This window comes from Clostridia bacterium (genome assembly GCA_035561135.1).
Lineage (GTDB): Bacteria > Acidobacteriota > Terriglobia > Terriglobales > Acidobacteriaceae > DATMYA01.
Window position 1 is genome coordinate 53,027 of the sequence record DATMYA010000008.1, and the last position, 25,273, is coordinate 78,299.

Annotated in this window: 19 protein-coding genes; 8 read left to right on the forward strand and 11 right to left on the reverse strand. The window is 56.8% G+C overall.

The features are described 5' to 3' along the window. Window positions 1-522: 522 nt before the first annotated feature. Window positions 523-3,477: a hypothetical protein gene (locus VN622_00530; protein HWR34338.1), complete on the forward strand. Its 2,955-nt coding sequence runs from the start codon at window positions 523-525 to the stop codon at window positions 3,475-3,477. 117 nt (window positions 3,478-3,594) lie between these two features. Here VN622_00530 and VN622_00535 read toward each other — a convergent pair whose 3' ends face one another. The 5 genes from VN622_00535 to nrfH all read right to left on the reverse strand — a co-directional run bounded on the left by VN622_00535 (window position 3,595) and on the right by nrfH (window position 7,838). After that, window positions 3,595-3,990 carry a heme-binding protein gene (locus VN622_00535; protein ID HWR34339.1) on the reverse strand — a complete coding sequence of 132 codons (396 nt, stop codon included), beginning with the start codon at window positions 3,988-3,990 and terminating at the stop codon, window positions 3,595-3,597. Between the two features lie 167 nt (window positions 3,991-4,157). Beyond that, entirely contained in the window at window positions 4,158-4,940 is a 783-nt protein-coding gene (locus VN622_00540) for an ABC transporter permease (protein HWR34340.1), read from the reverse strand. After that, entirely contained in the window at window positions 4,924-5,640 is a 717-nt protein-coding gene (locus tag VN622_00545) for an ATP-binding cassette domain-containing protein (protein ID HWR34341.1), read from the reverse strand. The genes VN622_00540 and VN622_00545 overlap by 17 nt, the downstream gene beginning before the upstream one ends. A 226-nt stretch (window positions 5,641-5,866) precedes the next feature. Further along, window positions 5,867-7,309, reverse strand: coding sequence for an ammonia-forming cytochrome c nitrite reductase subunit c552 (locus VN622_00550; GenBank protein ID HWR34342.1), 1,443 nt, complete (start codon window positions 7,307-7,309; stop codon window positions 5,867-5,869). Continuing rightward, on the reverse strand, window positions 7,290-7,838 hold the full coding sequence (nrfH, locus tag VN622_00555) for a cytochrome c nitrite reductase small subunit (GenBank protein ID HWR34343.1): 549 nt from the start codon (window positions 7,836-7,838) through the stop codon (window positions 7,290-7,292). The genes VN622_00550 and nrfH overlap by 20 nt, the downstream gene beginning before the upstream one ends. Window positions 7,839-8,517: 679 nt before the next feature. Between nrfH and VN622_00560 the strand changes: the two genes are divergently transcribed. Continuing rightward, entirely contained in the window at window positions 8,518-10,053 is a 1,536-nt protein-coding gene (locus VN622_00560; protein ID HWR34344.1) for an alginate export family protein, read from the forward strand. A 50-nt stretch (window positions 10,054-10,103) separates the two neighbouring features. Here VN622_00560 and VN622_00565 read toward each other — a convergent pair whose 3' ends face one another. After that, entirely contained in the window at window positions 10,104-10,340 is a 237-nt protein-coding gene (locus VN622_00565; GenBank protein HWR34345.1) for a hypothetical protein, read from the reverse strand. Between the two features lie 323 nt (window positions 10,341-10,663). Between VN622_00565 and VN622_00570 the strand changes: the two genes are divergently transcribed. The 4 genes from VN622_00570 to VN622_00585 all read left to right on the forward strand — a co-directional run bounded on the left by VN622_00570 (window position 10,664) and on the right by VN622_00585 (window position 14,375). Continuing rightward, complete coding sequence (locus tag VN622_00570) at window positions 10,664-12,136, forward strand: phospholipase D-like domain-containing protein (protein ID HWR34346.1); 1,473 nt, start codon at window positions 10,664-10,666, stop codon at window positions 12,134-12,136. Window positions 12,137-12,428: 292 nt separating this feature from the next. Next, complete coding sequence (locus VN622_00575; protein ID HWR34347.1) at window positions 12,429-13,055, forward strand: DNA starvation/stationary phase protection protein; 627 nt, start codon at window positions 12,429-12,431, stop codon at window positions 13,053-13,055. Between the two features lie 161 nt (window positions 13,056-13,216). Beyond that, window positions 13,217-13,669 carry a tetratricopeptide repeat protein gene (locus tag VN622_00580; protein ID HWR34348.1) on the forward strand — a complete coding sequence of 151 codons (453 nt, stop codon included), beginning with the start codon at window positions 13,217-13,219 and terminating at the stop codon, window positions 13,667-13,669. Window positions 13,670-13,733: 64 nt separating this feature from the next. Further along, complete coding sequence (locus VN622_00585; protein HWR34349.1) at window positions 13,734-14,375, forward strand: NAD(P)-dependent oxidoreductase; 642 nt, start codon at window positions 13,734-13,736, stop codon at window positions 14,373-14,375. 76 nt (window positions 14,376-14,451) lie between these two features. Here VN622_00585 and VN622_00590 read toward each other — a convergent pair whose 3' ends face one another. After that, the gene (locus VN622_00590; GenBank protein ID HWR34350.1) at window positions 14,452-14,643 is read right to left on the reverse strand and encodes a hypothetical protein; all 192 of its coding nucleotides are present in this window, start codon (window positions 14,641-14,643) and stop codon (window positions 14,452-14,454) included. Window positions 14,644-14,746: 103 nt separating this feature from the next. Between VN622_00590 and VN622_00595 the strand changes: the two genes are divergently transcribed. Further along, on the forward strand, window positions 14,747-14,950 hold the full coding sequence (locus VN622_00595) for a DUF1059 domain-containing protein (protein HWR34351.1): 204 nt from the start codon (window positions 14,747-14,749) through the stop codon (window positions 14,948-14,950). Window positions 14,951-15,100: 150 nt separating this feature from the next. Here the strand turns inward: VN622_00595 and VN622_00600 are convergent, their stop codons facing one another. Then, on the reverse strand, window positions 15,101-15,514 hold the full coding sequence (locus tag VN622_00600) for a hypothetical protein (GenBank protein HWR34352.1): 414 nt from the start codon (window positions 15,512-15,514) through the stop codon (window positions 15,101-15,103). Between the two features lie 163 nt (window positions 15,515-15,677). Between VN622_00600 and VN622_00605 the strand changes: the two genes are divergently transcribed. Next, window positions 15,678-17,243: an MFS transporter gene (locus tag VN622_00605; protein ID HWR34353.1), complete on the forward strand. Its 1,566-nt coding sequence runs from the start codon at window positions 15,678-15,680 to the stop codon at window positions 17,241-17,243. 82 nt (window positions 17,244-17,325) lie between these two features. Here the strand turns inward: VN622_00605 and mobB are convergent, their stop codons facing one another. The 3 genes from mobB to VN622_00620 all read right to left on the reverse strand — a co-directional run bounded on the left by mobB (window position 17,326) and on the right by VN622_00620 (window position 25,199). Continuing rightward, complete coding sequence (gene mobB, locus VN622_00610) at window positions 17,326-18,414, reverse strand: molybdopterin-guanine dinucleotide biosynthesis protein B (GenBank protein ID HWR34354.1); 1,089 nt, start codon at window positions 18,412-18,414, stop codon at window positions 17,326-17,328. Window positions 18,415-18,507: 93 nt separating this feature from the next. After that, window positions 18,508-19,713: an MFS transporter gene (locus VN622_00615; protein HWR34355.1), complete on the reverse strand. Its 1,206-nt coding sequence runs from the start codon at window positions 19,711-19,713 to the stop codon at window positions 18,508-18,510. A 341-nt stretch (window positions 19,714-20,054) separates the two neighbouring features. Then, a complete protein-coding gene (locus VN622_00620) occupies window positions 20,055-25,199 on the reverse strand; it encodes an MBG domain-containing protein (GenBank protein HWR34356.1) in 5,145 nt (1,714 codons plus the stop codon). Between the last annotated feature and the right edge of the window lie 74 nt (window positions 25,200-25,273).

Genomic DNA, 25,273 nt, shown 5'->3' on the forward strand with positions numbered 1-25,273 from the left:
CCCCTATCTAATGTCTCCGGTTGTAAGTTATCGAATTTGAAAGTCAGGCGGACAACAGCCCCGAAAATCTACCAAATACAGGAACTCTCGTTTCGTCATCTACTGGAAAACATATTCGATAATCCCTTAATGCGAATATTCAGGAGCACTTTTGAGCCGCACTTGAGCAAGTGGAATTGTAAGTTCCTCATTCTACACACGCGGGTGTGACATTTCCACATACGAGCGATTTTAGGATCAATGCAGCTCTGGTTCGGCAACTTACGTGCGCCTAAGCGGTCACCGTTTCTCAAATTGAAGTTGCAGTGCTGAACTTGGAGGCAACATGTCCAACCACCCTAGACTGGGGTTTCTGTTCTTACTCGGACTGATTATTCTTACGATCACAGTTCCGGTATTCGGACAGACAAGCCGCGGCTCCGTTACTGGCGTCGTTACCGACTTCAGTAACGCAGTGGTGGCGCAATTCCGGCTGCCTCACTGGCAAATCTGCCTATCTCTGGGCAGAACTCGTTGAATCTAATGCTGAACCTGCCTGGTGTCGTCCGCTCGAATCAAGGCGGATCGCTCGATGGCGGCATTGGCGCCGTGAACGGTGCCCGTGCGCGTTCCAACAACTTCATGATCGACGGAACGCAGAATAACGACATTTCAATCGCGGGTCCTGCGCTCACGCTCACGAACAACGACGCGCTCCAGGAAGTTGCTGTCCAGACTTCCAATTTCACCGCAGAATTCGGTCGCTCAGGCGGCGCAATCGTTAACCAGGTGACTAAGTCTGGTACCAACAACCTTCATGGCACGGTTGCTACGGTTTATCGCAGTCAAGTATTGAATGCCACCACCCGTACCGGTCGTATCGCCTACAATAACTCAGTCGCAGCGAACGCTAATGATCCCCGCGTAAAGATCGTTGACGCGAAAAACAAGTTCAAAGAAAATATTCCAGCCTTCACCATCGGTGGCCCGGTAGTAATCCCCGGTTTGTACGATGGTCACAACAAGACGTTCTTTTTCGGTGCGGGCCAGTGGGATCGCTACTCTGCAAATGCCACGACCTCATTCACCCTGCCGACTGCAGCTGGCGTTGCCGTGTTGCAGCCGCTTGCGGCATCCTGCCCTAATGTTCAGAAATACCTGACCCAGCTTGGCTCGCTGCGTGGACTTCCGGGTCCTGGCGACGGGACGATCTCGATCGCGATTCCAACAACGCTTGGTGCAACCTCTTGTGGCGGCGGTCTCCGAACCGGCCAATCGGTTGGGTACGGTGTGTACGACCGCGTAGCTCCTCGCGTTTATCTCAACAACAATCACCTGATCCGCATCGACCACGTCGTGTCGGATAAGCAGAATGTGTCGTTCCGCTGGTTCATGGACAATACCTCGGATACGGACGGCAACATCGGCATTACACCGGAGTACGATATTCCTTTCAAGGGCCGCAGCATGAGCGGAGCCTTGAACCACGTTTACCTGCTCAAGAACAACCTGATCAACGAGTTCCGTTTCAGCTACTCCAGGAATAATCTTGGGTGGTTCTTCACGGATGCTGGTTCGCTAGGCGCCACACTCCCTGACATCAGCATCACCACGCTGAGTAACCTCGCTGTTTCGTCCGCCTACCCGCAAGGCCGGATTTCCAATAGCTGGCAGTACCAGGACGTAATGGGGTGGACGAAGGGCAAGCACGCGATCCGCTTCGGCGGCGAGGTTCTGCGCCAATTAGCAGCCCAAGTCGCTCCGTTCAACGGCCGCGGCACGGTGAACTATACGGCAACCAATTTTATCGATAAGAGCGTAACGCCGAACGTCACCTATGTTGCGAGCGGTCTGGCAAACTTCATCGATGATTACTCCGGCACCTCGACGAACCCTGCCTCAATCTTGTTCGGTAGCGGGAAGTATCGTCCGAACCTCTTCACGTATGCGATTTTCCTCCAGGATAGCTACAAACTTCGCTCGGACCTGACGATCAACGCCGGCCTGCGATATGAGAACTATGGGCAGCCCGCCAATCAGTTCAAGCACCCTGCCTTCGTCGGTTATTCCGATGCAGACATTCTCAGCACGGCAAAGGTCAATCCTGACAATAACAACTTTGCTCCTTCCGTGGGCTTCTCCTGGAACCCGCGTTGGACGAAAGGCATCGGTGGCTTCCTTTCGGGCGACGGCAAGACCGTTCTCCGCGGCGGTTACCAAATCAGCTACGACACTTGGTACAACAACCTGCTGTCGAACATGGCCGGCGCCTCGCCGAACGCGTTGGCGAGCGCGACCGTTACCGGTGGCACTCCTACTACGGCATCGCCGCGTGGACGCGCAAACCTCAGCGCGGTTCTGCCGACGTTGGCCCCGGTTGCTGTGAATGGGTACTCGGCTCAGCAGTCGGTTTTTGGTCAGAACATCCGCAACCCGTACTACCATCGCTTCTCGTTGGGCATCCAGCGCGAGCTGCCAGCCAGCATCGTAATGGATCTGTCGTATGTCGGCACGCTTGGGCGGCAGTTGCTCTACACGAACCCGCTGAATCCGGCGCTGCCGAATGCTGATGGCACCAAGGTCGACACTCAGGCGAATGGGCAGACTCTACGCGTTTACCCGAACCGCGGCACCATACAGATCCGCGATTCCGGGTTGACGTCCTCCTACAATGCAATGCAGCTCCTGGTCCGTCGCAAGTACATGCAGACCGCGATCGGCGGCATGGCGTTCTCGGGCGCTTACACGTGGTCGCGCAACATGGACGTGCTCTCCGAAACGTTCGCCAGCAACTCGTCCGGTCAGAACCCTTCGCGCTCGCCAGTGTTTGGCTCGATTAAGGCACTCGACTGGGGTCCGGCCGACAACGATCGCCGTCATGTAATGTCATCGCAAATGATTTGGGACATCCGCGGACCGAAGAGCGGCTTCCTGGGTCAAATTGCGGGTGGCTGGTCTATCGCTCCGATCCTGACGATCCAGAGTGGCACTCCATTCACGATCCTGAACGGTACCGATCGTGATATGGACGGCTCCTCGCTGGGAGATCGCCCGAACATCGGCAATACTGCAGCGCCGATCAACAGCCGTGCAAAGATGATAGCGGCAGGCACCTTGATCAACGGCTCGATCTGCGCTAGCAGGCTCCAGAACGTGGCGACGAATGCTTGCGTCACCAAGAACGACGTCTATTGGATTTTGGTGAACGTCACGAACCCTGGACCGGAGTTCGGTACGCCCGAAAGGCGCAACGCGAACTACACGAAGGGCTACATGATGCTTGACGCCAACATCAAGAAGGTCTTCAAGCTCAACGAGCAGTTCAAGCTCGAATACCGCGCGGAAATCTTCAACCTTCTGAACAAAGAAAACTTCGACACGCCTGTTTCGGCGACAAATCGTAACGTCACCGCTGGGGGAACTGCGAACTTCATGAATTACAGCATCCTTAGTGGAGGCAGCCGCACGATGCGGATGGGCCTCAAGGTGATGTTCTAAGCAGTTCGTACCAAACACTCGAGGGAGGGCTTCGGCCCTCCCTCCTTTTTTGCCTCGCCCGTAATCTCATGTCCCAGAACGAGACGGAGAGTCCACCGGTTGAGTCTTGTGGACGAATCAGAAAGCAGCTGCACCTGCTTCGGCCACCGCATGATCCTGATCGCCAGAGCCGCCGCTGACTCCTATGGCTCCCGTGACCTTCCCATCGCGCTTAAGGGGGATCCCGCCGGCGAAGATCATGACTCTGCCACCGTTCGATACATGAATTCCAAAGAACTGGCGATCGGGCTGGCTATGCCCCGCTAGCTCCTTCGTAGATATGTCGAAGGCGCGAGACGTGAACGCTTTGTTGATCGCAATATCGATGCTGCCGAGCCAGGCACCGTCCATACGCACGTGCGATACGAGATTGCCACCCTCATCGACAACCGCGATATTCATCGGTTGCTTGATCTCCAGCGCCTTCTTTTCCGCCGCCGCTATGACGCGTCGCGCGTCAGCCAGGTTAACCATGACGACCTCCCACGATAAATGGAACTGATCTTCTTGGACTAGCTTGCGTTTGATGTGGTTGCACGTAAGACACTGCTCAATCCGTCACGTGCCCAAGATAAGAGATGGCGACCACTACGTTGGGTCGATCTTGACCGGTTTCGCGTCCCTGCGTTACGCGCGGTGGCTCAAGGTTGTGGTCTCAGCAACAACTGGTCTGCTGGGCTGAATGCGTGCTGGCGGATCAGCGTTGTACTTATTAACGATGTGAGGCTTGACGCTGCGAAGATCATGGCGAGGACAACGAATTGATAGATTGCGGAGTAGAGCGGAGGTGCTCCCGACAAGATCATGCCAGCCATCAGGCCCGGAATCCAGACGATGCCAAGCGACCTAAGCGAGTCGATGGCGGGTATGAGACTGGCTCGGAAAGATGCTTCTACATACGGAATGACGGTCTGCTCCGCGCCTGCGCCAAGCGCCAGCGCAGACTCGATTTGGCCGACATGGGACTGCACATCGGCCTTAAACCGGTTCAATGCCAAACTATTCGTATTCATGGCGTTCGCTACCAGCATGCTGCCAACCGGTACGAGCGACGTGATCGCACTGTCGATTACGCGTGCGAGGGTCATCAGCGCAATCACGGAACCGGCCCCGGCAAAAATGGCGTACAGGGAGACTTGAAACGACCCCGGCAGTTTGGCCCTGCGCGAAGAGGTGCTCGCGGCTGCAAGCATCATCGCGGCCAGAACAAGGCCGCTCGTCCACCTGGGTCCGCGAAGTAATAGAACGAGAACCGAACCGACGGCAGTAATCTGCGCAATGCCACGTACGAGCGCGATGAGAAGATCGGATTCGACGTGGATGTTGCGACGACGCGCGAGAAGCACGACCATGATCGACGCGGCGGCAGCGATTCCGGCCTGCGCTAAACCCAGCAGCAACCGAGCGCTAAGTCCGTTCTGCACTGAGTACCTCTTCTGTGGGGCCGATGCGTTTGAGTTTGCCCATGTCCATGACGAGGACGCGATTTGCAACCCGGCTTGCCTGGACCATGTCGTGCGTAACAAGGATGCAGGTAAGTCCGTGCTGCTGGACAATGTCAACGATGAGACGCTCGATGCCGCGTTTAGCTTCGTCGTCGAGCGCGGAAGTCGGCTCATCGGCAAGCAGCAGCACCGGCTTGTTTGCCAATGCTCGCGCCAGCGAGACACGCTGTGCTTCCCCACCCGACAGGTTTGCGACCGAGCGCGATGCGTAGCCGGGAATCCCGACCTCGGACAGAAGATCCGCAACCCCAGCATCGGAGAGATTGTCTCCACGCTGCTGGGGTCCGAATCGCAGGTTGTCCGCAACAGAGCCTGGGAACAGATATGCCGACTGCATCACCATACCGACGCGACGGCGCAACTCGCGAGGAGCAAACTCACGATAGTCACGGCCCTCCACAAAGTACGTTCCGGACGTCGGCTCATCGAGACGATTGAGGAGCCGCAATAACGAGGATTTTCCTGCGCCACTGGGTCCAATGATTGCGAGAATGTCGCCCCGCCGAACTTCGAAACTGACGTGATCGACGATCAGTTTGCCGCCGACACTGCGCGTCAAAAGCTCGGCTCGGAGCACGATGGAAGCCGATGAGGCTTCGAGCTGTGGTTCAGCGCTCATAGTTCCATCTTGGCTGATTGACCCGAGGATGCGCAATGCACGCGAAGCCCACCGAGCCGCGACGGCGAAAAGACGCCATTGTCGAAAGTAGGCAGCTTGTTCCTATGTATCTCTAAATTGCGTGAGAGCTAGTTTCTGTCTCTAACGGCTGGCTTGCAACGATGCACGCCGCTTATCTGGGCAGACGAGTTCCAGGTAGCGCGGCTTGCACCCGCTACCGGAGTTACTACTGTCCTTGCGGTAGCTTGGACGGCACCTGCGCGAACTGCACATTCCTGGATCTCACGTCCTTGCGCAACGCGAGTTGTCCCTGACGACAGGTGTTGATCGCCTCCGCAAACGACTTCACCGCGTACTGATCCGCGTGGAAGCCCATCGAATTTTCGGACACGAGGAAGTCAATGTAGAAACCGCAATTGCGCTGTGCCTGCCAGGCATTCTTCAGCTCCTCGTCGGTTGCGCCAGCATCCCTGGCTGCCTTGATGTCTCTGATCAAGTCCATCAGCGAGTCCATGGCGATCTGCCGTGTGTCGTAGAAGCGGGTCTGTATCTGCTCGACTCGCGCTTTCATCTCCTGCTCCGGCCAGCGATGACAGCTCTGGCAGGCGCGATTGATGTTCAACAAGGGCGAACGGACATTGTGGTCGCTAATCTTCTGTCCACCCTGGCGCATGTAGGGCATGTGGCAATCTGCGCACGCAACGCCTGAGCGCGCATGGATTCCCTGACTCCAGGTCTCGAACTCAGGATGGCGCGCCTTCATCATCGGCGCGCCCGTATCCTTGTGCACCCATTCCTTCACGTTGTCTTTGTCCTCAAAGGCAACGATTTGCTGAAGTTGCAAACCATTGGGCCAAGGGAACGTCAGGCGTTTTTCCGGGCCGCGGAAGTAATACGTCACATGACACTGACCACACACATAGGAACGCATCTCCTGGCGCGTTGCGTCTTTGTTGACATCGAAATTCTGAATTCCCTGCGTTGCCTTGTAAGCGCGAATGCCCTCAATGAACGGTGGACGCGAGATGCGCAATTGCATCGTCTTCGGTTCGTGGCAGTCGATGCAGGCAATCGGATGCTTGACTAGCGCACGAGCCTCTGCGAATGGCATCTGATTCATGGCTTCAAAGCCCTTCGTGAGATCGCCATTCCCCAGCTTCATGTAGGTTGTGTACAGCGAAGCATGGCAGTTCAGGCATGCGCCAGGTTGTTTCGCAACCTGCTGACGCTGGGTAAACACCTGATCCTCTAGCATGTAGGCATGACCGCGTTTCTCGCGATAGTCCGCGGAGAAAGCGTACCCGGCCCACATTGTCTTCAGTCGAGGATCTTCTTCAAGCTTTGATCGAGAGACGATGGTGCGCGGATCGCCTTGGGTTGGCGAATGGGGCACACCTTCGCTGCCGCCATAGCGCGTACGCTGCATGTCCGTCGTTTGCTTGTAAAGGTCGTACTCCATCGGAAACTGCTTCCCCCAGACGGCAGGATCGTCTATCTGATCGTTCAACTCGACGACGCGCACGTACGGGTTCCGAGCTTCTTGCTTGTGCTCAAAGATGTTTATAAGGAGTGCGGCCACGGCAACTACGGCTATGGCCGCAAATGCGACTGCCCAGAAGAGCAGACGACGGCGGCGCGGAGAAGCGGACTCAGCGTTGTTCGCGGCCATTGTTATTTTCCTCGATAGATGGTTCTCCCGTTGGGCTCCCCATCGGGCTCAACGTGGGTGAAACAGATGTGAATGAAAATGGCGGTGCCGAATGTCCCACGTTGAAATGGCAAGTAATGCACGAAATATCTCTGCCATTGTGCACCCCGAGAATCGAGAAGGTCAGTTCGGCATGGCATCTCTTGCAAGTGCCCTCGGCTACGCGATGGTTATAGCCCTTGATCAGGATGTTGTCGGGATATCTGCCGGTTGTGAACGCGAGGGAATGGAAGAATCCATTCGTCGCTTTGATGGCGTACTTGCCCAGGAAATTATGTGGCGTATGGCAATCGTTACAGTTGGCCACAGACCGGTGACTGCTTTTGATCCAACCGGAGTAGTACTCCTCCATTACGTGGCAGTTGGCGCAGGCTTCCGGATCATTGGTGAGGTACGAGTATCCCTTTGCGTACACGAAGGTGTACAGCCCCAAGCCGATAACTACACCGACAAGGACGCCGAGAACAACGGCGCTTGTTCCGGATCGCACGACGCGTTTACCCTAGCGCGATTCGCTGTCGATGATCTGAACGAAGGTCAATCACTTCGCGCAGTAACTGGATGCAACCAGGGAAAATCCGATGCCCAACCAGTGGATTTAAGCCTTGGCCCTCGGCATCAAGCAGGCAGGTTGTAGGTAGGTGGGTAGATAAAAGAGAATTTGCTGGGAGCTTCATACCTGCTCGCCAGTCTAACGATTCTCCTTGACCCGGACACTTCGCAAGCAAACCGAATGCGTTGTGGATTCATCCATCGCAATATCACCAACCAATGTACGTCGCTGGTTGCTCAAACTTCCAACAAGCTCGAGAAATCGCCCATTCATGCTGGTCGCTACAAATCCAGGGCTCCTTAACGTGCACATGCACGACCCGGACCGCAAGTGCAATCTCCCATGCTTGATTCCGTCGATCTGGTTTGAGGCCAGCCCGAGTGCACAATCCGCGCCGTACGTATCGAGAAGGTGCGATGCTCGTAGCCGGGTTCGTCATTCGAACCGTACCGGCGCGAGCGGACACCATTCGCTCGTTTCTCAAGTCCTTACGCGCACGTCCGATTCGACGGCTCCCGAATAGACAGGTACAATGCGCGTGATTTATACGGTATGCCGGGGATCGCATACCACGCGCGCTCTCGGCTGAGTGGTTCTCACAATAGAGGTTATTTCAATGCTAACTGTCAGTCGCATTGCCGTCGCAATTGTTCTCGCAACCGCCATCCTGCATCCTTCCACTTCGGCACAGACACAGCCCGTTTCACACGCAGCAGACAGCCCTGCGCCGCAACCGAACAAAAAGCAAACCGCCACACCGGTGAAGCTGGGGCCATTCAACGTGAGTGGCTCGTGGCGCGTCCGAATGGAAGCGCCCGACTGGTTCGACGCGCCGGGGTTTAATGATGATTACGCCTACGTGCAATCAATCTTTCGTTTGAGTTTCGGCTTACAGCGGAAGACATGGGATTTCAATTTTGAACTGTCTCAGCCGAGCGTTCTCGGGTTGCCGGACGATGCGGTGGCTCCTGGCGCTCCCGGCCAGCTTGGGCTGGGTGCGAACTACTTCGCAGCGAATGACAACCAGCGGTACGCTGCCTGGGTCTATCCGAGCAAGCTTTATTTGCGATTCAAGAACTTCGGAGGCGACGCCCAGAACCAATTGACAATAGGACGATTTGAATTCGTGGAGGGCATGGAGCCTGGGACAACGGACAAGACACTTACCGCTCTCAAAGCGATGCGCATTGCACATCGCTTAATCGGACCCTTCACGTTCGCCGTTCATGGGCGCAGCCAGGATGGAGCAACCCTTTCCCTCATGGCTCCAGGCAACAGCAATCTCACTTTCGCGGCGGCTCGTCCAACTCGCGGAGTGTTCCAGATGGATGGGCTCGGTGAGCTCGACATCTCCTGGGAGTACGGCGCGTATACCAAGCCTTTCACTTTCAAGAATGGCGCCGCCGAATTCCGGCTGTTTGGACTTGGCTACCAGGATTACCGCGCTGTGGCGAAAACCGACAACCGCCCTGCCCTCGTACGCTCCGGGATTGACCGCTTCGAGAACATCAATATCGGTTCTTATGGAGCTGACTTCTTGCATGTGTTGAATACGAAGAGTGCGGGAAAATGGGATTTGCTTTTGTGGGGAGTCGCGCAGACCGGGGAATGGGGTGTGCAGGATCACCGCGCCGGTGCAGGCGCAGCGGAACTAGGGTGGCAGCCTCCTATTACGAGCTTGAAACCATGGTTGCGAGTTGGCTATTTCATTGGAAGCGGCGATGGCGACCCGAATGACAATGAGCACAATACATTCTTCCAGGTCCTTCCAACGCCACGATGGTACGCACGATACCCGTTCTACAATCTCCAGAACAGCCAGGATGCATCAGCTACACTGATACTCCGTCCCGGAACAAAGTGGAACATTCGCTCGGAGTATCACAACCTGAGCCTCGCTTCCCGCAACGATCTCTGGTACCAAGGCGGCGGCGCCTTCCAGCCACACACGTTTGGTTACATAGGTCGGCCCAGCAATGGGAACAAGGGCTTCGCAAACGTGTGGGACATTAGCGCCGACTATCAGCTGAATTCGAAACTCGTGATCGGGTTTTACTTCGCCAATGTCTGGGGTCACAGCGTAATCCGCTCGATCTATCCGACAGGTGACACCTCTCGTTTCGGATTCACGGAAGTCACATATAAGTTTTGACAGTTGTTGTTTGTTAGCATCGTCGCGCTATCAGTCCCGAACAGCGCGTGCTAGGCGACCCGGTCTTTCACATCCGCCGAAGTTGAGATTCGTGCACAGTGGGCACAGCAATAGAATCGACCGCCAACCTCTACGCCGTGTCCAATCACGCGGCACTGGCAATGTTCGCAAATTGGTGCGATTGCCTGAATTGCGCATTCGAAGCTGTCAAAGGTATGCTGCGCCCCGGCCGCGATTAGCTCAAAGGACTTGTCGTAATCGTTACCGCACACTTCGCACTTGGCCATCACTCCTCCTTCGTTACACATAAAGCACGAGCAGCGCCACAAAGCGCCAGCGCCGGTGCAACATGGCATAAGCGTAGATGTCAGGAGATTAAGTTCTGTTGTCGAGCGCGAATCAGAGCGCGCGCTTCGTGGTGTACGGAGTAGTGCCTGAGTTTGCGTCGGTTCGACGGAGAGCGATGCGGGCGATTGAGGGTTCAAACTCGCCGGGCGCCCCACGCCTGCGTCTGACATCTTACGTCTGCTGTTGATCACAATCTGTCCGGCCGGAAGCACTCTCTTTTCGGGCAGGCTACAATCCCATACGAGAACATGTTGGGTGACGCATGAACACCTCTGAGCGGAGATACTTCGATGATGATGCCGTCTCGCACCTCCGTGTGCTCGCAGACCATGCTTTCTCGCGAGCTGCTGGTGCGCCACTTATAGAAGGCAACCAGATTCTTTTGCTCAAGGATGCCCGGGAGAACTATGGGGCGTGGCTCGATGCGATTGGCAAAGCGATACACCACATTCACTTCGAGAGCTACATCATCCATGAAGACGATACCGGACGGGAGTTCGCAGACGCTCTGATTGCAAAGGCGCGCGAGGGCGTCCGTGTTCGGCTTATTTATGACTGGCTTGGAGGCTTCGGAAAAACGTCTCGCCGTTTCTGGAATCGTTTGCGGGCGGGCGGCGTAGAAGTACGTTGTTATAACCCGCCTCGCATGGACAGCCCGCTTGGCTGGCTCTCGCGGGACCATCGAAAGATGTTAGCCATCGACGGGGAGGTCGGTTTCGTTACAGGTTTGTGCGTAGGTCGCATGTGGGTTGGAGACGCTACCAGGCACATCGATCCGTGGCGTGATACCGGCGTTGAGGTACGAGGGAACGCGGTTGCTGACATCGAGTCTGCATTCGCGCGCATGTGGCGGATTCTGGGGACTCCCATTCCTGACGAACCCACAGGAAAGCCCACCGCCGCTGGCTCAATGAACGTTCGCATAGTGGCGAGTGAGCCTGCAACCGCCGGCATGATCCGCTTTGATTTGCTCGTTGCAGCGCTGGCTCGGAAGAAACTCTGGCTTACCGACGCCTATTACGCCGGGACTACCGCGTACGTTCAGGGGTTGAGAGCGGCAGCAAAAGATGGTGTTGACGTTCGCTTGCTGGTGCCAAACGGAACTGATATTCCGATACTCAGACCCTTGTCGAGAGCAGGCTATCGGCCGCTGCTCGAGGCGGGCGTGCGCATCTTCGAGTGGAATGGGACGATGCTGCACGCCAAGACAGCCGTCGCCGACGCACATTGGGCACGAGTTGGATCAACAAACCTCAATATTGCAAGTTGGTTCGGAAACTGCGAACTGGATGCCGTGATCGAAGACGACACGTTCGCACTAGAGATGGAAGAGATGTACCTGGAAGACCTGACGAACGCAACCGAAGTCGTTCTTAACCAGAAAAACAAGGTGCGTGCTCCGGGCGAACCTCGTCATCCACGTATGGTACTCACGAGTGGGGGTGGCTCCGCCGGGCGGGCCGCAGCAGGTGCCGTTCGTATCGGCAGCGCCGTAAGCGCCGCTATGACAAACAGGCGCGTCTTAGCCCCAATAGAAGCAAGGCTTACGACAATCACTGGCTTCCTTCTCTGTGCAGCGGCGATTTTCATTGCGCTCTTTCCAAGCGCATTGGCGTACCCCGTCATCGTGATATTCGGGTGGACAGGCGCCGCGCTTCTGTACAAAGCCTACTGTTTGTATCGCAAGCGAGAAAGCGACAAAGCGAGCGGCGCTGCTGCTAGGCACGCCGACTAGCACACTATTCGCTCTGGCAAGGTACTTATAACAACGTTGTTTCGCGCATTAGCATCCGACAGATTTATGGCACACATGTAAGCTCGGCTCCGCTCCGTTACTTGGCACCAGCCTTACGGTCGTGGCGGAGCACACCTTAGACAGCAAGCCCCGACAATCATTTCTTTTTCGAAGGCCCAAAGGGTCAACGTTGCCGTGATTGCCACCTCGGCGATTGCTTGCGTGATCCTGTCGCTGATGAGCTTTTTGACGAACCTAATAGCAGGAACTTGAAAAGGAGAGTGGAACATCTATGACGAACAAAGAGATTCTTACCCGTCAGCCTTCTGAGAAGATTAGCGCCCAGCCGCATCTCCACCAGAAAGCGCGCGAGGTCCAGGCGTACGGCACCGTGCTCCACATGCTGCCTCTGCTTTTGGAAGAGCCCGTGCGCTTGGAAATCAGCGAGCAGCTAAACCTGTTACTTGCCGACACCCTGACGCTCCGTGACTTGTACAAGAAGTCTCACTGGCAGGTCGCCGGTGCAACGTTCTACCAACTCCACCTTCTCTTCGATAAGCATTACAACGAGCAACTTGCGCTTGCCGACTTGATCGGGGAACGCATACAGATATTGGGTGGGATAAGTATCGCAATGGCGCACGACGTTGCAGAGACAACACGGATCGAGCGTCCTCCCCGTGGTCGTGAAGAACCGCCGGTGCAACTCTCGAGGCTGCTGGATGCTCACCAGATCGTCATTGGCGAGACTCGCAAGCTCGCGCGCCGTGCTTCTGAACTGGGCGATGACGGGAGCAACGATATTCTTGTTAGCAACGTTTTGCGCACGAGTGAAATGCAGGTGTGGTTTCTAGGCGAACACCTTGTGGAAGTGGGTCTCGTTAAAGCCGGAGAGCCGCCCGTAGCCACGGCCGCCTAGTTTCGAAATCGAGAACTACTCAAGAGTGAGTACAAGGAGGAATGATGATTAAGCAAATTGAGTGGCGCGAGGAATTGGAAACGGCACTGAAAGATGCTCAGCGCGAACACAAGCACGTTCTGCTCGATTTTCACAATCCGCTTTGAATCGGTTGCCAGCAGATGGATGCGGTTTCGTATCCGAATCCGAAAGTGATCGAATTCTTTACAAGATACCTCATTCCTGTCCGTGTCCAGATCGACTCGAAACCATTACCGCAGCAGTTCAAGGTGCAGTGGACACCGACGCTTGTACTGTTGGATCAGAAGGGAGAGGAACATCATCGCACTGTCGGCTACCTTGCGCCGGAGGAGCTACTGCCATCACTTATGCTTGGAGTTGCTAAGTCGTACTTCGACCGCGAGGAGTACCCAGACGCCGAGAAGGTCTTGCAAGAGCTCCTGGCTGAGTATCCGAAGAGTGACGCCGCTCCGGAAGCGACTTACTACCTCGGCGTTAGCCGCTACAAGCGCACACATGATGCGGAGAACCTCAAAAAGACGGTTCAAGCAATCCAGCGGGATTATCCTCACAGTGAGTGGGCTAAGCGCTCATCGGTCTACAGCCTGCTGTGACCTTCAGTGACAGGTCTGCACGCCCTCCCCACTGGCTGCGGAGCCGCTTGCGAAAGGAACATGGATGAAGATCGCGCTCCTGGGGGCCACAGGCTTTGTTGGTGCGGCACTTTTGAACGAAGCGCTCGATAGAGGACACACGGTAACGGCCGTCGTGCGCCATCCGGAGAAACTCACGCCACAGGATCGCCTCGTCGCCAAGGCAGGAGACGTTTATGATTCTGATGGCTTGGTCAAGCTGATTGACGGCTGTGACGCTGTGATTAGCGCTTTCAATCCAGGGTGGAAGGATCCACGCCTTTACGACGACCAGGTGAGAGGCACAAGCCACATCATAGCGGCTATCAAGAAGGCTGGTATTCGTCGCGTACTCTGGGTTGGCGGAGCTGGAGGGTTAGAGCTAAAGCCAGGGGTACGGGTGGTTGATGACCCAGATTTTCCAGACGCGGTGAAGCCTGGAGCTTTGGCAACACTGAATGCTCTGGATCAATTACGAAAGGAACCTGAACTCGACTGGTCGTATCTGGCGCCTTCCGCAGAACTGCAACCGGAATCACGGACTGGTAAGTTCCGATTGGGAACAGACGAACTCCTGAAGGACGCAAATGGTCATAGCAGGATTTCGGTTCAGGACTACGCAGTCGCTCTGATCGATGAATTAGAAAAGCCAGCCCACATACGCCAGCGATTCACAGTGGGATACTGATCGGCGACTCGCAATTCGCTATACAAGCACATAGCGATGAGTTTAGAAAGTAGATCGTCGGCGATATTCGAACATTTCACACCGAGTAGCCTTCGTCGTCATTCTCTTCTTCCTCGCCGTCCTTCTTGTCCTCGTCGTCTTCGTCATCTTCATCATCTTCATCTGGCTCTTCTCGAAGGAGGATAGCGGCATCAGTGATCGAGGGATCATCAGTGATCGAAGGATGAGAAGGGTCTGAGGCCAGGTACTCTAAAAGTAGTTTGCTCATGCCTAATGGTACGCCCTTGTGTATTCGCACAAACAAGCAGCAGCGTTGAACATTTCCATCAAAAGGGTCTAAGCTGTGCCCAACATCACGACAGGGGTAAGTTATGGCCAGCAACCGAAAAGTAATCGACTGCCGTTGGTTCCCAACCGAACAACCTTGCGACGTCGCTATCTCGGGAAACGAAGAAGAGGTGCTGAATATTGCCATTCAGCACGCCGTCCAATCCCACGGACAAACGAACTCGCCCGAACTTCGCGAACAGTTGCGCTCTATGCTACGTGACGAAGGCAAAACGCAGGCGGCGTAAAGATCTGTCTACTTTTCAGCACACGCTGGCCGATGTATGCCGTTGCCGCGTTTTCCCGCACGCAAGCATTTCAATCCGACATTTTGATAGCGGTATGCTCGGCTACGTGGCGGGTAGGTGGGTAGGAGAGTGGCGATCGCCAAGGGCTATCTAGCGACCAATAGCTCCTCTCGATGCCAGCCACTTCCCCGCGATGAATGGCGCAGTGGCAACAACGAACACGACTACACTCCAGAGCCGTCCTTCCCAAAGCCGATACGCCGCAAACAACTCGTTCCATGACCGTCCGGTGATGTAGTGGAAGAACAGGAATTCGAACGCGAGCGTGAGCACAACCCACTCAATTGACAGGTACATTGCTGCCATGCGCCGGTTCGCCGGCACAGCGGGACGCATCACCACGACTGCGACGAACACAATAGCTGTCGACAAAACGAACGCGCCGTAGAGTTCGGCAGCAAACAATCCAAATCGTGGACGAATGAAATGGTCACGCAAACCACCGCTGATGATTGCTACCGCGAGGATACCGAGCCAGCCGAGAATAGCGCGTATGAACACCATGCAATCCTACTCGTGAGCAAGATTGCGGTACTAACTATTTTCTGGAAAGAGCGTGACGCTTAGAAGGATCGCCGATCCATCTGTTACCGTGGTCCGCCGCCGTCCCGCCTTGCTTCCGCCCACTTGCAAAACCCACTAATACCAAAGCGCATCGATACCGTCCATGAGACCACCTTGCGATGAAGCCGTAATCCGATCAGCAGAGGTCGGAGTTCCGTGTAGGCCGGAAGCGAGACACTGGACACTGGCTGCAACCATTCTCGGGTCCAGCATGGCGTTCATCGATAGCACGGTCGTCAATGTCGCGTTGCCTGCGCTCCAAGACAGCTTCAATACAACGGTCGTAGGTGTGCAATGGGTGGTCGAATCTTATGGACTGTTCCTGGGCGCTTTGATTCTAGTCGGCGGCTCACTCGGCGATTTGTTTGGCCGGCGTCGTACGTTCGTGGTTGGGGTGGCGATCTTCGCCGTAGCTTCCCTGGCTTGCGGACTTGCCTCAAGCATTCATCAATTGATCATTGCGAGGAGCATTCAGGGTGTAGGGGCGGCGCTCCTCGTGCCTGGTAGCCTCGCCATTATCAGTACGTCGTTCGACGAGAAGCATCGAGGCCAGGCGATCGGCACGTGGTCTGGCTTCACATCGATCACCGCCGCTATAGGGCCACTTCTCGGCGGCTGGCTGATTCAGCATGCATCCTGGCGCTGGGCATTCTTCATCAATCTGCCGCTTGGGGTGGCGGTGATCGTCATTTCGTTTTGGAAAGTCACGGAAAGCCGCAGCCCACACGCTGGTCGCGTGGACTGGCTGGGAGCCCTTTTGGCGACGATCGGCCTTGGCGGTGTGGTAAATGGGTTCATCGAATCTCCCAATCTCGGTTGGAGAAATCCTGTAGTTTTCGTAAGCCTGATCGTCGGCTTTGGCTGCCTCATTGCGTTCGTGTTCGTTGAGCGGAACGTCGCTTCTCCGATGGTCCCGCTCACGCTCTTCGAATCGAGCAGCTTCAGTGCTGCGAACCTGCTCACGCTTTTTCTGTATGCCGCTATTGGTGTTTTCTTTTTCGTGTTCCCGTTGAACCTGATCCAGGTCCAGGGGTATTCCGCAACCGCGACCGGCGCTGCCATCCTTCCATTGATTCTGCTGATGTTTCTTTTGTCCCGCTGGTCTGGGGGACTCGTCGCGAACTACGGCCCAAGAGGTCCGCTGATCATCGGCCCGCTTGTTGCCGCGACGGGTTTCATTATGTTCGCTGTGCCCTCCGTCGACGACAGCTACTGGAGGTCCTTCTTCTTAGCGGTGGTTGTTCTGGGGTTTGGGATGGCAATCACTGTAGCTCCCCTTACCACGGTTGTTATGAATTCCGTAGAGCAAGACTGGGTCGGCACAGCTTCCGGAATCAACAATGCGGTCGCCCGCGTCGCTGGCGTACTTGCGATTGCAGTCCTAGGGATTGTGATGGTGAGCGCCTTCGGTTCTCGCCTAAATCGCAACCTGGCTCCGCTGTCTCTGCCGCCCGAGATACGTCGGCAGCTTCACTCGGAGGAGATCAAACTCGCCGGGTTGCAGGTTCCCGCAGGCCTCACCCCTGGCACAACAACCGCCATTCAACAAGCGGTTAGAGAAGCATTTCTGTTTGGGTTCCGAACGATTATGCTGATTTGCGCAAGTCTGTCTGTCGCAGCTGCCGCAGTCGCGTGGCTGATGATTCCGACGGCACCCCAAGCGTGTTAACTCGCCTCTGTCAGTGCAGTGCGAGCTTTTTCAAATGTCGGCATGCGGAAATGTTTGTGATTCACAATCGGCCGGCGGGGCGTCACGTCCTCTTGGGGAGGAGTTCTGCGTTTCTGAATTCCTCAGGCGTATTGACGTTCGCACATGCACGTTTGTGCTCTGGCGGGGGATCGATAATGAGAGTGCGCGGATGGTCGAGCAGGGCGGCAATGCGCGCGTTCTCGGGCTGTTCGATTACCCTGCGCTCCAGTGCTGCGAGTGCTTGCGGCTCATACAACGCCAGGATCGGGCATGGATGGCCATCCTCCTGTCGTGGAACCAAGGCCCAATTTCCCGGGCGTCGAAGCGAAATTAGCCATTCTATGTCCTCCATGCGCAGCCAAGGATGGTCACAGGCAGCGACGACCCACGCGGCTTCCGGTGCCCAGCGGTGTGCTGCGAGCAGCCCAGCGCAGGGTCCCTTGAACCCCGGAGCATCTGGCAGTCCGACCAGGTCATCCAGGGACGGCGGAACCGGCCCGGCTCCGAGCGTCAGAACGTCGCGCCTGCATCGGTCGGCTCCAAGCGCCGCGGCCACGATTTCTCCAAGTTGTCTGTCGCCGAACTTGAGCAACTGCTTCGCGGATCCCATGCGTGAACTCTTGCCGCCGATTAATAGTCCACGATAGAGCGGCCGAGCGCTCCATGCTTTGGGCAGCCATGCATCCACGTACTCAAGGAAACACGCGAGCCGCTGACTCTCCCGCTTCAGAGTTGCAATAACGTTAACGATATTCTCTGCGACCGCGGTGTGCACGGAATCTTCCAGCCAGAACTTCGGTAGCTGCGTATCCTTGTGCCCCTCCACAAGTACCAGATCATGGTCTCGCGCTAGATCCGCTAGCGTTGCGTCCAAGGTGAGTGAGGTCGTGAGTCCACGGCGCTGAAACTGCTGGTTCGCTCCACGTAGTGCAACAGTCGCGCCGGCTTGAAACAGGCGGTCGGAATCTTTCCCCGGCGTATCTACGATGACTCCGTGCGCATCGTGTTTCACCACTGCTACAGAGAGTCCGCGGGCGACCAACTGGGGTATCGCCGCCTCCAGCAGAGTGGTCTTTCCGGATCCTGAGAAACCACATATTGCGAGCACCGGGGTGCCGTATCGTTGGAAAGGATCGCGACGGAAGCTCACTCCGATTCTCCTACCCAGGCGACCATAAGTTCATTCCTGTCTTCGGCATTTTCAGCAAGTAGTGTAGTAGATTGCACAACGTGTGTGGCAAACTCACAGCGCAGCAACCCGCCGCTGCGCCAGCAGGTAGTACAGGGCAAGCATGATCAGCAGGAATCCGTTCACGCTCAGCACCACCGGCGCCGTAAACATGGGAACCAGCCATCCCGACAAGAGATTCCCCATTGGCATTCCGCCGCGAAAAGCAAAATTGTACAGGCTCATTACGCGCCCGCGCATTTCGTTCGTGGTGATCAACTGCACCAGCGAATTCACCATGGCGAAGACCGCCATCATGGAAGCGCCTACCAGAACCAGCATGGCCCCGCTCACGGGCAGAGATTTTGAAAACGCGAAGCCGGAAATCCCCACACCCAGGCAGATGAGCGCGCCGAGGGCGACTCGCCCCTTGCTGCTTACATTGCCCACGGCAGCGATTATGAGCGAGCCGCAGATTGAACCGAGTCCCATAAGCGCGAGCAGATTGCCATAGGTCTCGGGACCGCGATGAAAGATGTCCTTAACAAAAACGGGAATATAGGTGCGCATGGGCATGCTCAAGGCGGTCATGCAGAAGGCAAGCGCGATCAGCGCTTCCATTGAGCTCTGCTTGCGGGCAAACGTAATTCCCTGCTTCAGACTACCGAAGATCGACTCCGTAGTCTTCAGCGGCAAGAAGCGAGCACTGATGATCGACAGAGACACGATAGGCGCCAGGAAAGAAATCGCGTTCAGGCCGAAGCACCACGTCTCGCCAAGCTTCGCCAAGGCTTGCCCGGCCAGCGCCGGACCGATCATGACCGCAATGTTGAACTGAATGGAATTCAGCGCGATGGCATTGGGCATGTCTTCCTTATCGACGAGAGTGGGAATCAGCGCCTGATAGGCTGGCCCTCCGAAGGCCTGCGCTAAGCCGGAAACGAACGAAAGACAGAGGATATGCCAGACGTGTACCAGATCGGTTGCCACAAGAATGGTCAGCGCCGCTGCGCTGGCCATCTGCAGGTACTGGGAAGCGAGCAGGATTCGCCGCCGCTCGACACGATCGGCCACCACGCCTCCGATCAGAGAAAACAGGAAGATGGGAATGCCTGCGAGGAACTGGTCCAGCGCAAGCAAAAAAGCCGAGTGGCTGAGACGATAGATCAGCCAGCCCTGTGCCACCATTTGCATCCAGGTTCCGATGCTGGACGCACAGGCGCCAAACCACATCAGGCGGAAGTCGCGATACTTAAATGCTTTAAATACTCGGCCAATCAAATGAACACTTCCCCAGGGCTACACAGCAGCCCAACATACGGCTGCACCGGACAGCGGCCGTGGGGTAAGCCGCCAGACTGAATTCGCATCGTGTGGACGATCCATGAGGCGCAGCGCATTAAGTTTTCGTTGCGTCAAATGAATCTAGCAGCTCTCAGATATCTAGCATAGACACACTCGTGTGCGTGATTACCGACGCCGCGATTCGTCGCCCCTGTCTCCATCCCTTCCGTAGAAGATACCGGCCAAAGCCGCTATCAGCACATAGCGTCAGTTAGCCCAAAACGCCGGGTCTAATGGCACCAGGATATCGGCGCGATTACTCGTGTCACATTTCCCTCCTACTTGATCGTCAGGTTGAGGGTTGCAAAGTGCTGCAGGGCACCGCTCGTGCCGCTCAATTGCAGGTTGTAGGTCCGCGGCGCCGGGTTTCGGAAACCAAATCCTCCACCGCAGGCCGACGTGCTCACGATTCCAACCGCGAGCAGCATGCAAACCATGAAGGCAGCACGATTCGTACGCCCCGCGCCTAACCGGCGGAGGTGCACCATGCCGAGCATTGGCAGCAGACCCAGTGCCAGCACCGGCAAACCAGCACCCCGAGCGCTCAGGCCGGCAACAACTCTGGGAGTCTGCACCTGGACCGTTATAGTCTGCGAAGCAGTGCCGGCAGCTACGCTGCCAGGCGTAATAGTGTAGGTCGCACCCGCTGGCACGCCGCTCAGGTTCAGAGTAACGGCAGCAGGAAAGGTTGATCCGTTCGTTGGAGTGACTTGGAGTTGATAAGTCGCAATACCTCCCGGCAGCACGGTGGTGAAGAGACTCGTTCCCTCGCCTCCGGCGGTGGTCAGTTTGAAGTCCTGCACGGTTTGATTGACCCGGGTGGAGATAAATCCGTTGAAGTTGGAGTCGCCGCTGTAGTCAGCCGTCAGATTGTGTGTGCCTGCGGAAAGCGTGACAGTCAGCGTGGCCGTGCCGGTGCTATCCAGTGTGCCGCTGCCCAGTGCCGTGGTGCCATCCAAGAAATTTACGCTTCCGGTTGGTATTCCATTTGCGGAGGTCACCTTAGCCGTAAGAGTCAGACCACTCATAAGCATAACCGTGGGTGCGCTGGTCTGCAGTGTAGCCACGGTTCCCGCCTTCGTGATGGTGAACTCCGCCGTACCGTAGGCGACGTCGTAGTTGCTCAGCACTGCTGCCGGGCTGAAAGTCGAACTGATGATATAGGGCGAACCTGCCACCGTCTCGCCCGGTGTGCGCGCGTAGGTAGCAGCTACGTTATCTGAAGCGAGAAAACCGGACAACGTTCCGGTCAAAATGGGGTCAGCCGTACCGTAAGTCTTCGAGACAGCATTTGGCGTCACCCAGACCATTGCTTTTTCAATGGTAAACGCCGCCACATTGTAGGTGATGTTGTAGTTGCCGAGCACACCGGAAGGACTGAGCGTGGCGCTGATCGTGTATGGGCCGCCCGTGACTGTTTCGCCTGCGGCGCGCGTGTACGTGGCGGCTACATTGTCACTCGCCACAAAACCCGTTAGTGTTCCAGTCAAGGTGGGTTCGCTAGTGCCGTAGGGCTTCGAAACAGCATTGGGCGTCACCGAGGCTGGGGCCTTGTTGATGGTGAACGCCGCCGTTTTGTAGGTGATAGTGTAGTTGCCAAGCACTTCTGTCGGGCTCAGCGCGCCACTGATAGTGTACGGACCACCTGCGACTGTCTCGCCCGCGATGCGGCTGTAACTGGCAGTTATGTTGTCTGAAGCCTGGAAGCCAGACAGTGTGCCGCTCAACGCCGGATCAGCCGTTCCGTACGCCTTGGCACTCGCTGTCGGAGTCATCGAGGCAGCGGCCTTGTTGATCGTGAAGATTGCCGTATTGTAAGTGATGTTGTAATTGCCCAACGCTCCGGCCGGACTCAGCGTGGCGCTGATCGAGTACGGACCGTCCGTAACCGTCTCGCCCGATGTCCGGCTATAGCTGGCGGTTACATTGTCTGAAGAAAGAAAACCCGTCAGTGTCCCAATGAAGGCCGGATCGGCGTTGCCGTAGGTCTTGCTGGAAGCTGTCGGCGTCACCGTAGCAGAGGCCTTGTTGATCGTGAAGATCGCCGTGTTGTAAATGATGTTGTAATTGCCTAACGCTCCGGCCGGACTCAGCGTCGCGCTGATCGAGTACGGACCGTCCGTAACCGTCTCGCCCGGTGTCCGGCTATAGCCGGCGGTTACATTGTCCGAAGAAAGAAAACCCGTCAATGTTCCTATGAAGGCCGGATCGGCTGTACCGTAGGTCTTGCTGGAAGCTGTCGGCGTCACCGTAGCAGAGGCCTTGTTGATCGTGAAGATCGCCGTGTTGTAAGTGATGTTGTAATTGCCCAACGCTCCGGCCGGACTCAGCGTCGCGCTGATCGAGTACGGACCGTCCGTAACCGTCTCGCCCGGTGTCCGGCTATAGCCGGCGGTTACATTGTCTGAAAAGAGAAAGCCGGAGAGCATACCGCTCAATACCGGATCGGCCGTGCCATACGTCTTGCTGGCTGGCATGGGCGTCACCGAGGCCGTTGCCTTGTCCACTATCACGGTCACGGATGCCGTAGCTGTCGCGTAATTGGTAGTGTCGTTCGGGATGAATGTGACGTTCAGTGTGTGGCTACCCGCATTCAGCATCGTGCCCGACGCCGGGCTGTACGACCACGTGCCTTCGACCGTAGTGGTTGCGTTGAGATGAGTTCCGCTCAACCCCGCGCCGTAAATAATATTGGCCGGTGCCTTCCACGTGATGAGCGGAGTTGCAGGGACAATCGTTTCTATCATCGTCGCGCTGCTGCCGATGTAGCCAGCATCGCCCGAATAAATAGCCTTGATTGTATGCGTTCCGACTATCAGCGACGATATGGTTAATGTCCCCTGGCCCCCGCTCAGTGCCTGCTGCCCAATCTGCGTGCTGCCATCGTAGAAGGTCACCGTTCCGGTTGCAGCGACGGGCGCAACCACGGCAGTAAAAGTCACGCTGCCGCCATAAAACTGTGGATTCGAGTCGGCGCTAACGCTAGCGGAAGTGGCCGTGGGCGTCGCCGAGCCGGTCAGTGCGATGGTTTGCTTCGCGCTGTTTTGGTTTAGCGCGTTGTCGGTCAGCACCACGGTGCCGCTGTTGCTTCCCGCCAGGGTCGGTGCGAACTCGATACCAAGGGTGCAACTCGCGCCCACTATCAATGAGTGGCCGTTGCTGGCACAGGTCGTGTTCGGCCCCTGCAACGTGAAATTGGGGGCCGTCGAGATCCGAGTGATGCTTAAGGGTGCGTTGCCAATGTTACTTACTGCAACATCCTGCGCCGAACTGACCGCTCCAACGCTCAGGGAGGAAAAACTGAGCGAAGGCGGGTCAGCCACGTTCACTTTCACTATCCGGGTACTAAGTCCATCAGCGATATAGAGGTTGCCGTGCCCATCCACAGCCACACCCCGGGGACCCGACAGGCCGCTGGCCACCGTGCTCTGAGTGCCGCCGGTCGAAGGCACCTTCACTACTCGCTTGTTGCCGGTATCGGCGATGTAGACGTTGCCGCTCCCATCGACGGCCACGCCCCACGGCGCTGACAGTCCGCTGCCCACCGTACGCTGGGCGGCGTACATGCTGCCCGTCCACGGCACCATCACGACTCGGTTGAGATCGGTATCGGCGACATAGACGTTGCCGCTTACGTCCACCGCCACGCCACTGGGAGTCGACCACCCGCTGCCGACCGTGCTTGGAGTGCCATAGTCGCTGCCGGTCCACGGTAGCCTTACTACCTCGCTTCCTGTGGCGACGTACAGGCTCCCACTCCCGTCGACCGCCACCGCTCTGGCGGAGAGGACCGGGGCGAAGATACTGGAGGAGCCGACCGAAGTTTCTTCACCATAGCCGGTTCCCGTCCACGGCACCTTTAGAAGCCAGGGCGAAGAGAAATCGGCAATGTAGAGGTTGCCGCTTCCATCCACTGCGACGCCGGTGGGGGTGAATAGGGTGGTACCGATCGTGCTCTGGCTGCCGTAACCGCTGCCTGTCCACGGGACCTTTACCACTTGATCGTCGCTGGTATCGGCGGCGTAGACATTCCCATTACCGTCCACCGCAACCCCGGAAGCGGCCCTTAGAAAACCGCCGACCGTGCTCCGAGTGCCGGGAGCAAACACCACCTGCGGCGCCAAGCCAACCCCGCGAAGATTGGCTGTGGCAATCACATCCCCACTGGTACCCTTGAGCACCACTGCGCCCATGCGCTGCCCCGCGGACTGGGGCGTGAAAGTAGCGCTCACGGTGCAAGTGTCGCCGGCACTATAGACATGATTGGCGGCGCACGTTCCGCCTCCGGCATCGCCGAAATCTAACCCAATTGCTCCCTGAGTCAGCACCTGGTAGGGGGTCGTGTTGTTCAGACTTGCCGTGGTATGAAAGGTGAAGGGGACCGAAACGGCTGTGCTCGTTGTTCCCACCCTCACGGTGGCAAAATCCACTGCGGATAGGGATAGCTTGAGTACCTGGTCGTTGCCGTATTCGACGATGTAGAAATTGCCAAGGCCGTCAACCGTGATGCCATGAGGCGAACTCAAACCGCCAACAAGTGTGCTCCGGGGACCGTAACCGTCGCCGTCCCAAGGAAATTTCAGCACGCGGTCGGTATCAGTGTTGTAAAGGTCCGTGATGTAGACGTTGCCGCTCGCGTCCACTGCGACACCACCGGGGTAATAAGTGACGGAGAAATACCCTATCCCGCCGGTCCTAAATACCCGGGAGTCGCCGGGGCTGACGCCGTGGTCGGCGATGTACAGATTGCCACTTCCATCCACGGCCAGAGCGTTGGGATCCATTAAGCCGTTGAGCACGGTGCTCTGCGTGCCATAGTCGCTACCGGTCCAGGGCACCTTCACCACGCGCTTGTTACCGGAATCGGCTATGAATACGTTGCCGTTCCCGTCCACCGCCACGGCTGCGGGATAAGACAGGCCGCTGCCCACGGTACGCTGGGGGCCGTAGCCGCTGCCCGTCCATGGCACCTTCAATACTCGGTTGTTGCGGGTATCGGTGATGAATACGTTGCCGCTCCCGTCCACCGCCACGGCTGCGGGATAAGACAAGCCGCTACCCACCGTGATGCAGGCGGCAGGGCTTGCACAGGAGAGATCGTCAGCCGGGACCTTCACTACCTTGTTGTCCCTGGGGTACGTTATGTAGACGTTGCCGCTCCTGTCCACCGCCACGCCGTTGGGGCCATGCAACCACCCGCCGCCAACTCGGCCGCTGGCAATCGTGGTCCGTACTCCGCTGAAAACCGCCGTCTGTCCAAATAGAGGGCCTGTGATGAGCGTGACAAGCGAGACAAGGACAAGAGGTACGAGGAAAGTCTTTACAAATTTCGCCTGGAATGCAGACAAACTATGACCGTATAAGTCCCGATGCACGACATTCTCCTGCACTCGCAGCAAAGCGAGCTTGAAAACGAACAGCATGGCCCTGCATTAATGCTTCGTGTTGTACGCGAATTATGTGGATCGCCGCAGTACAGCTATCTCAGACGGAAAAC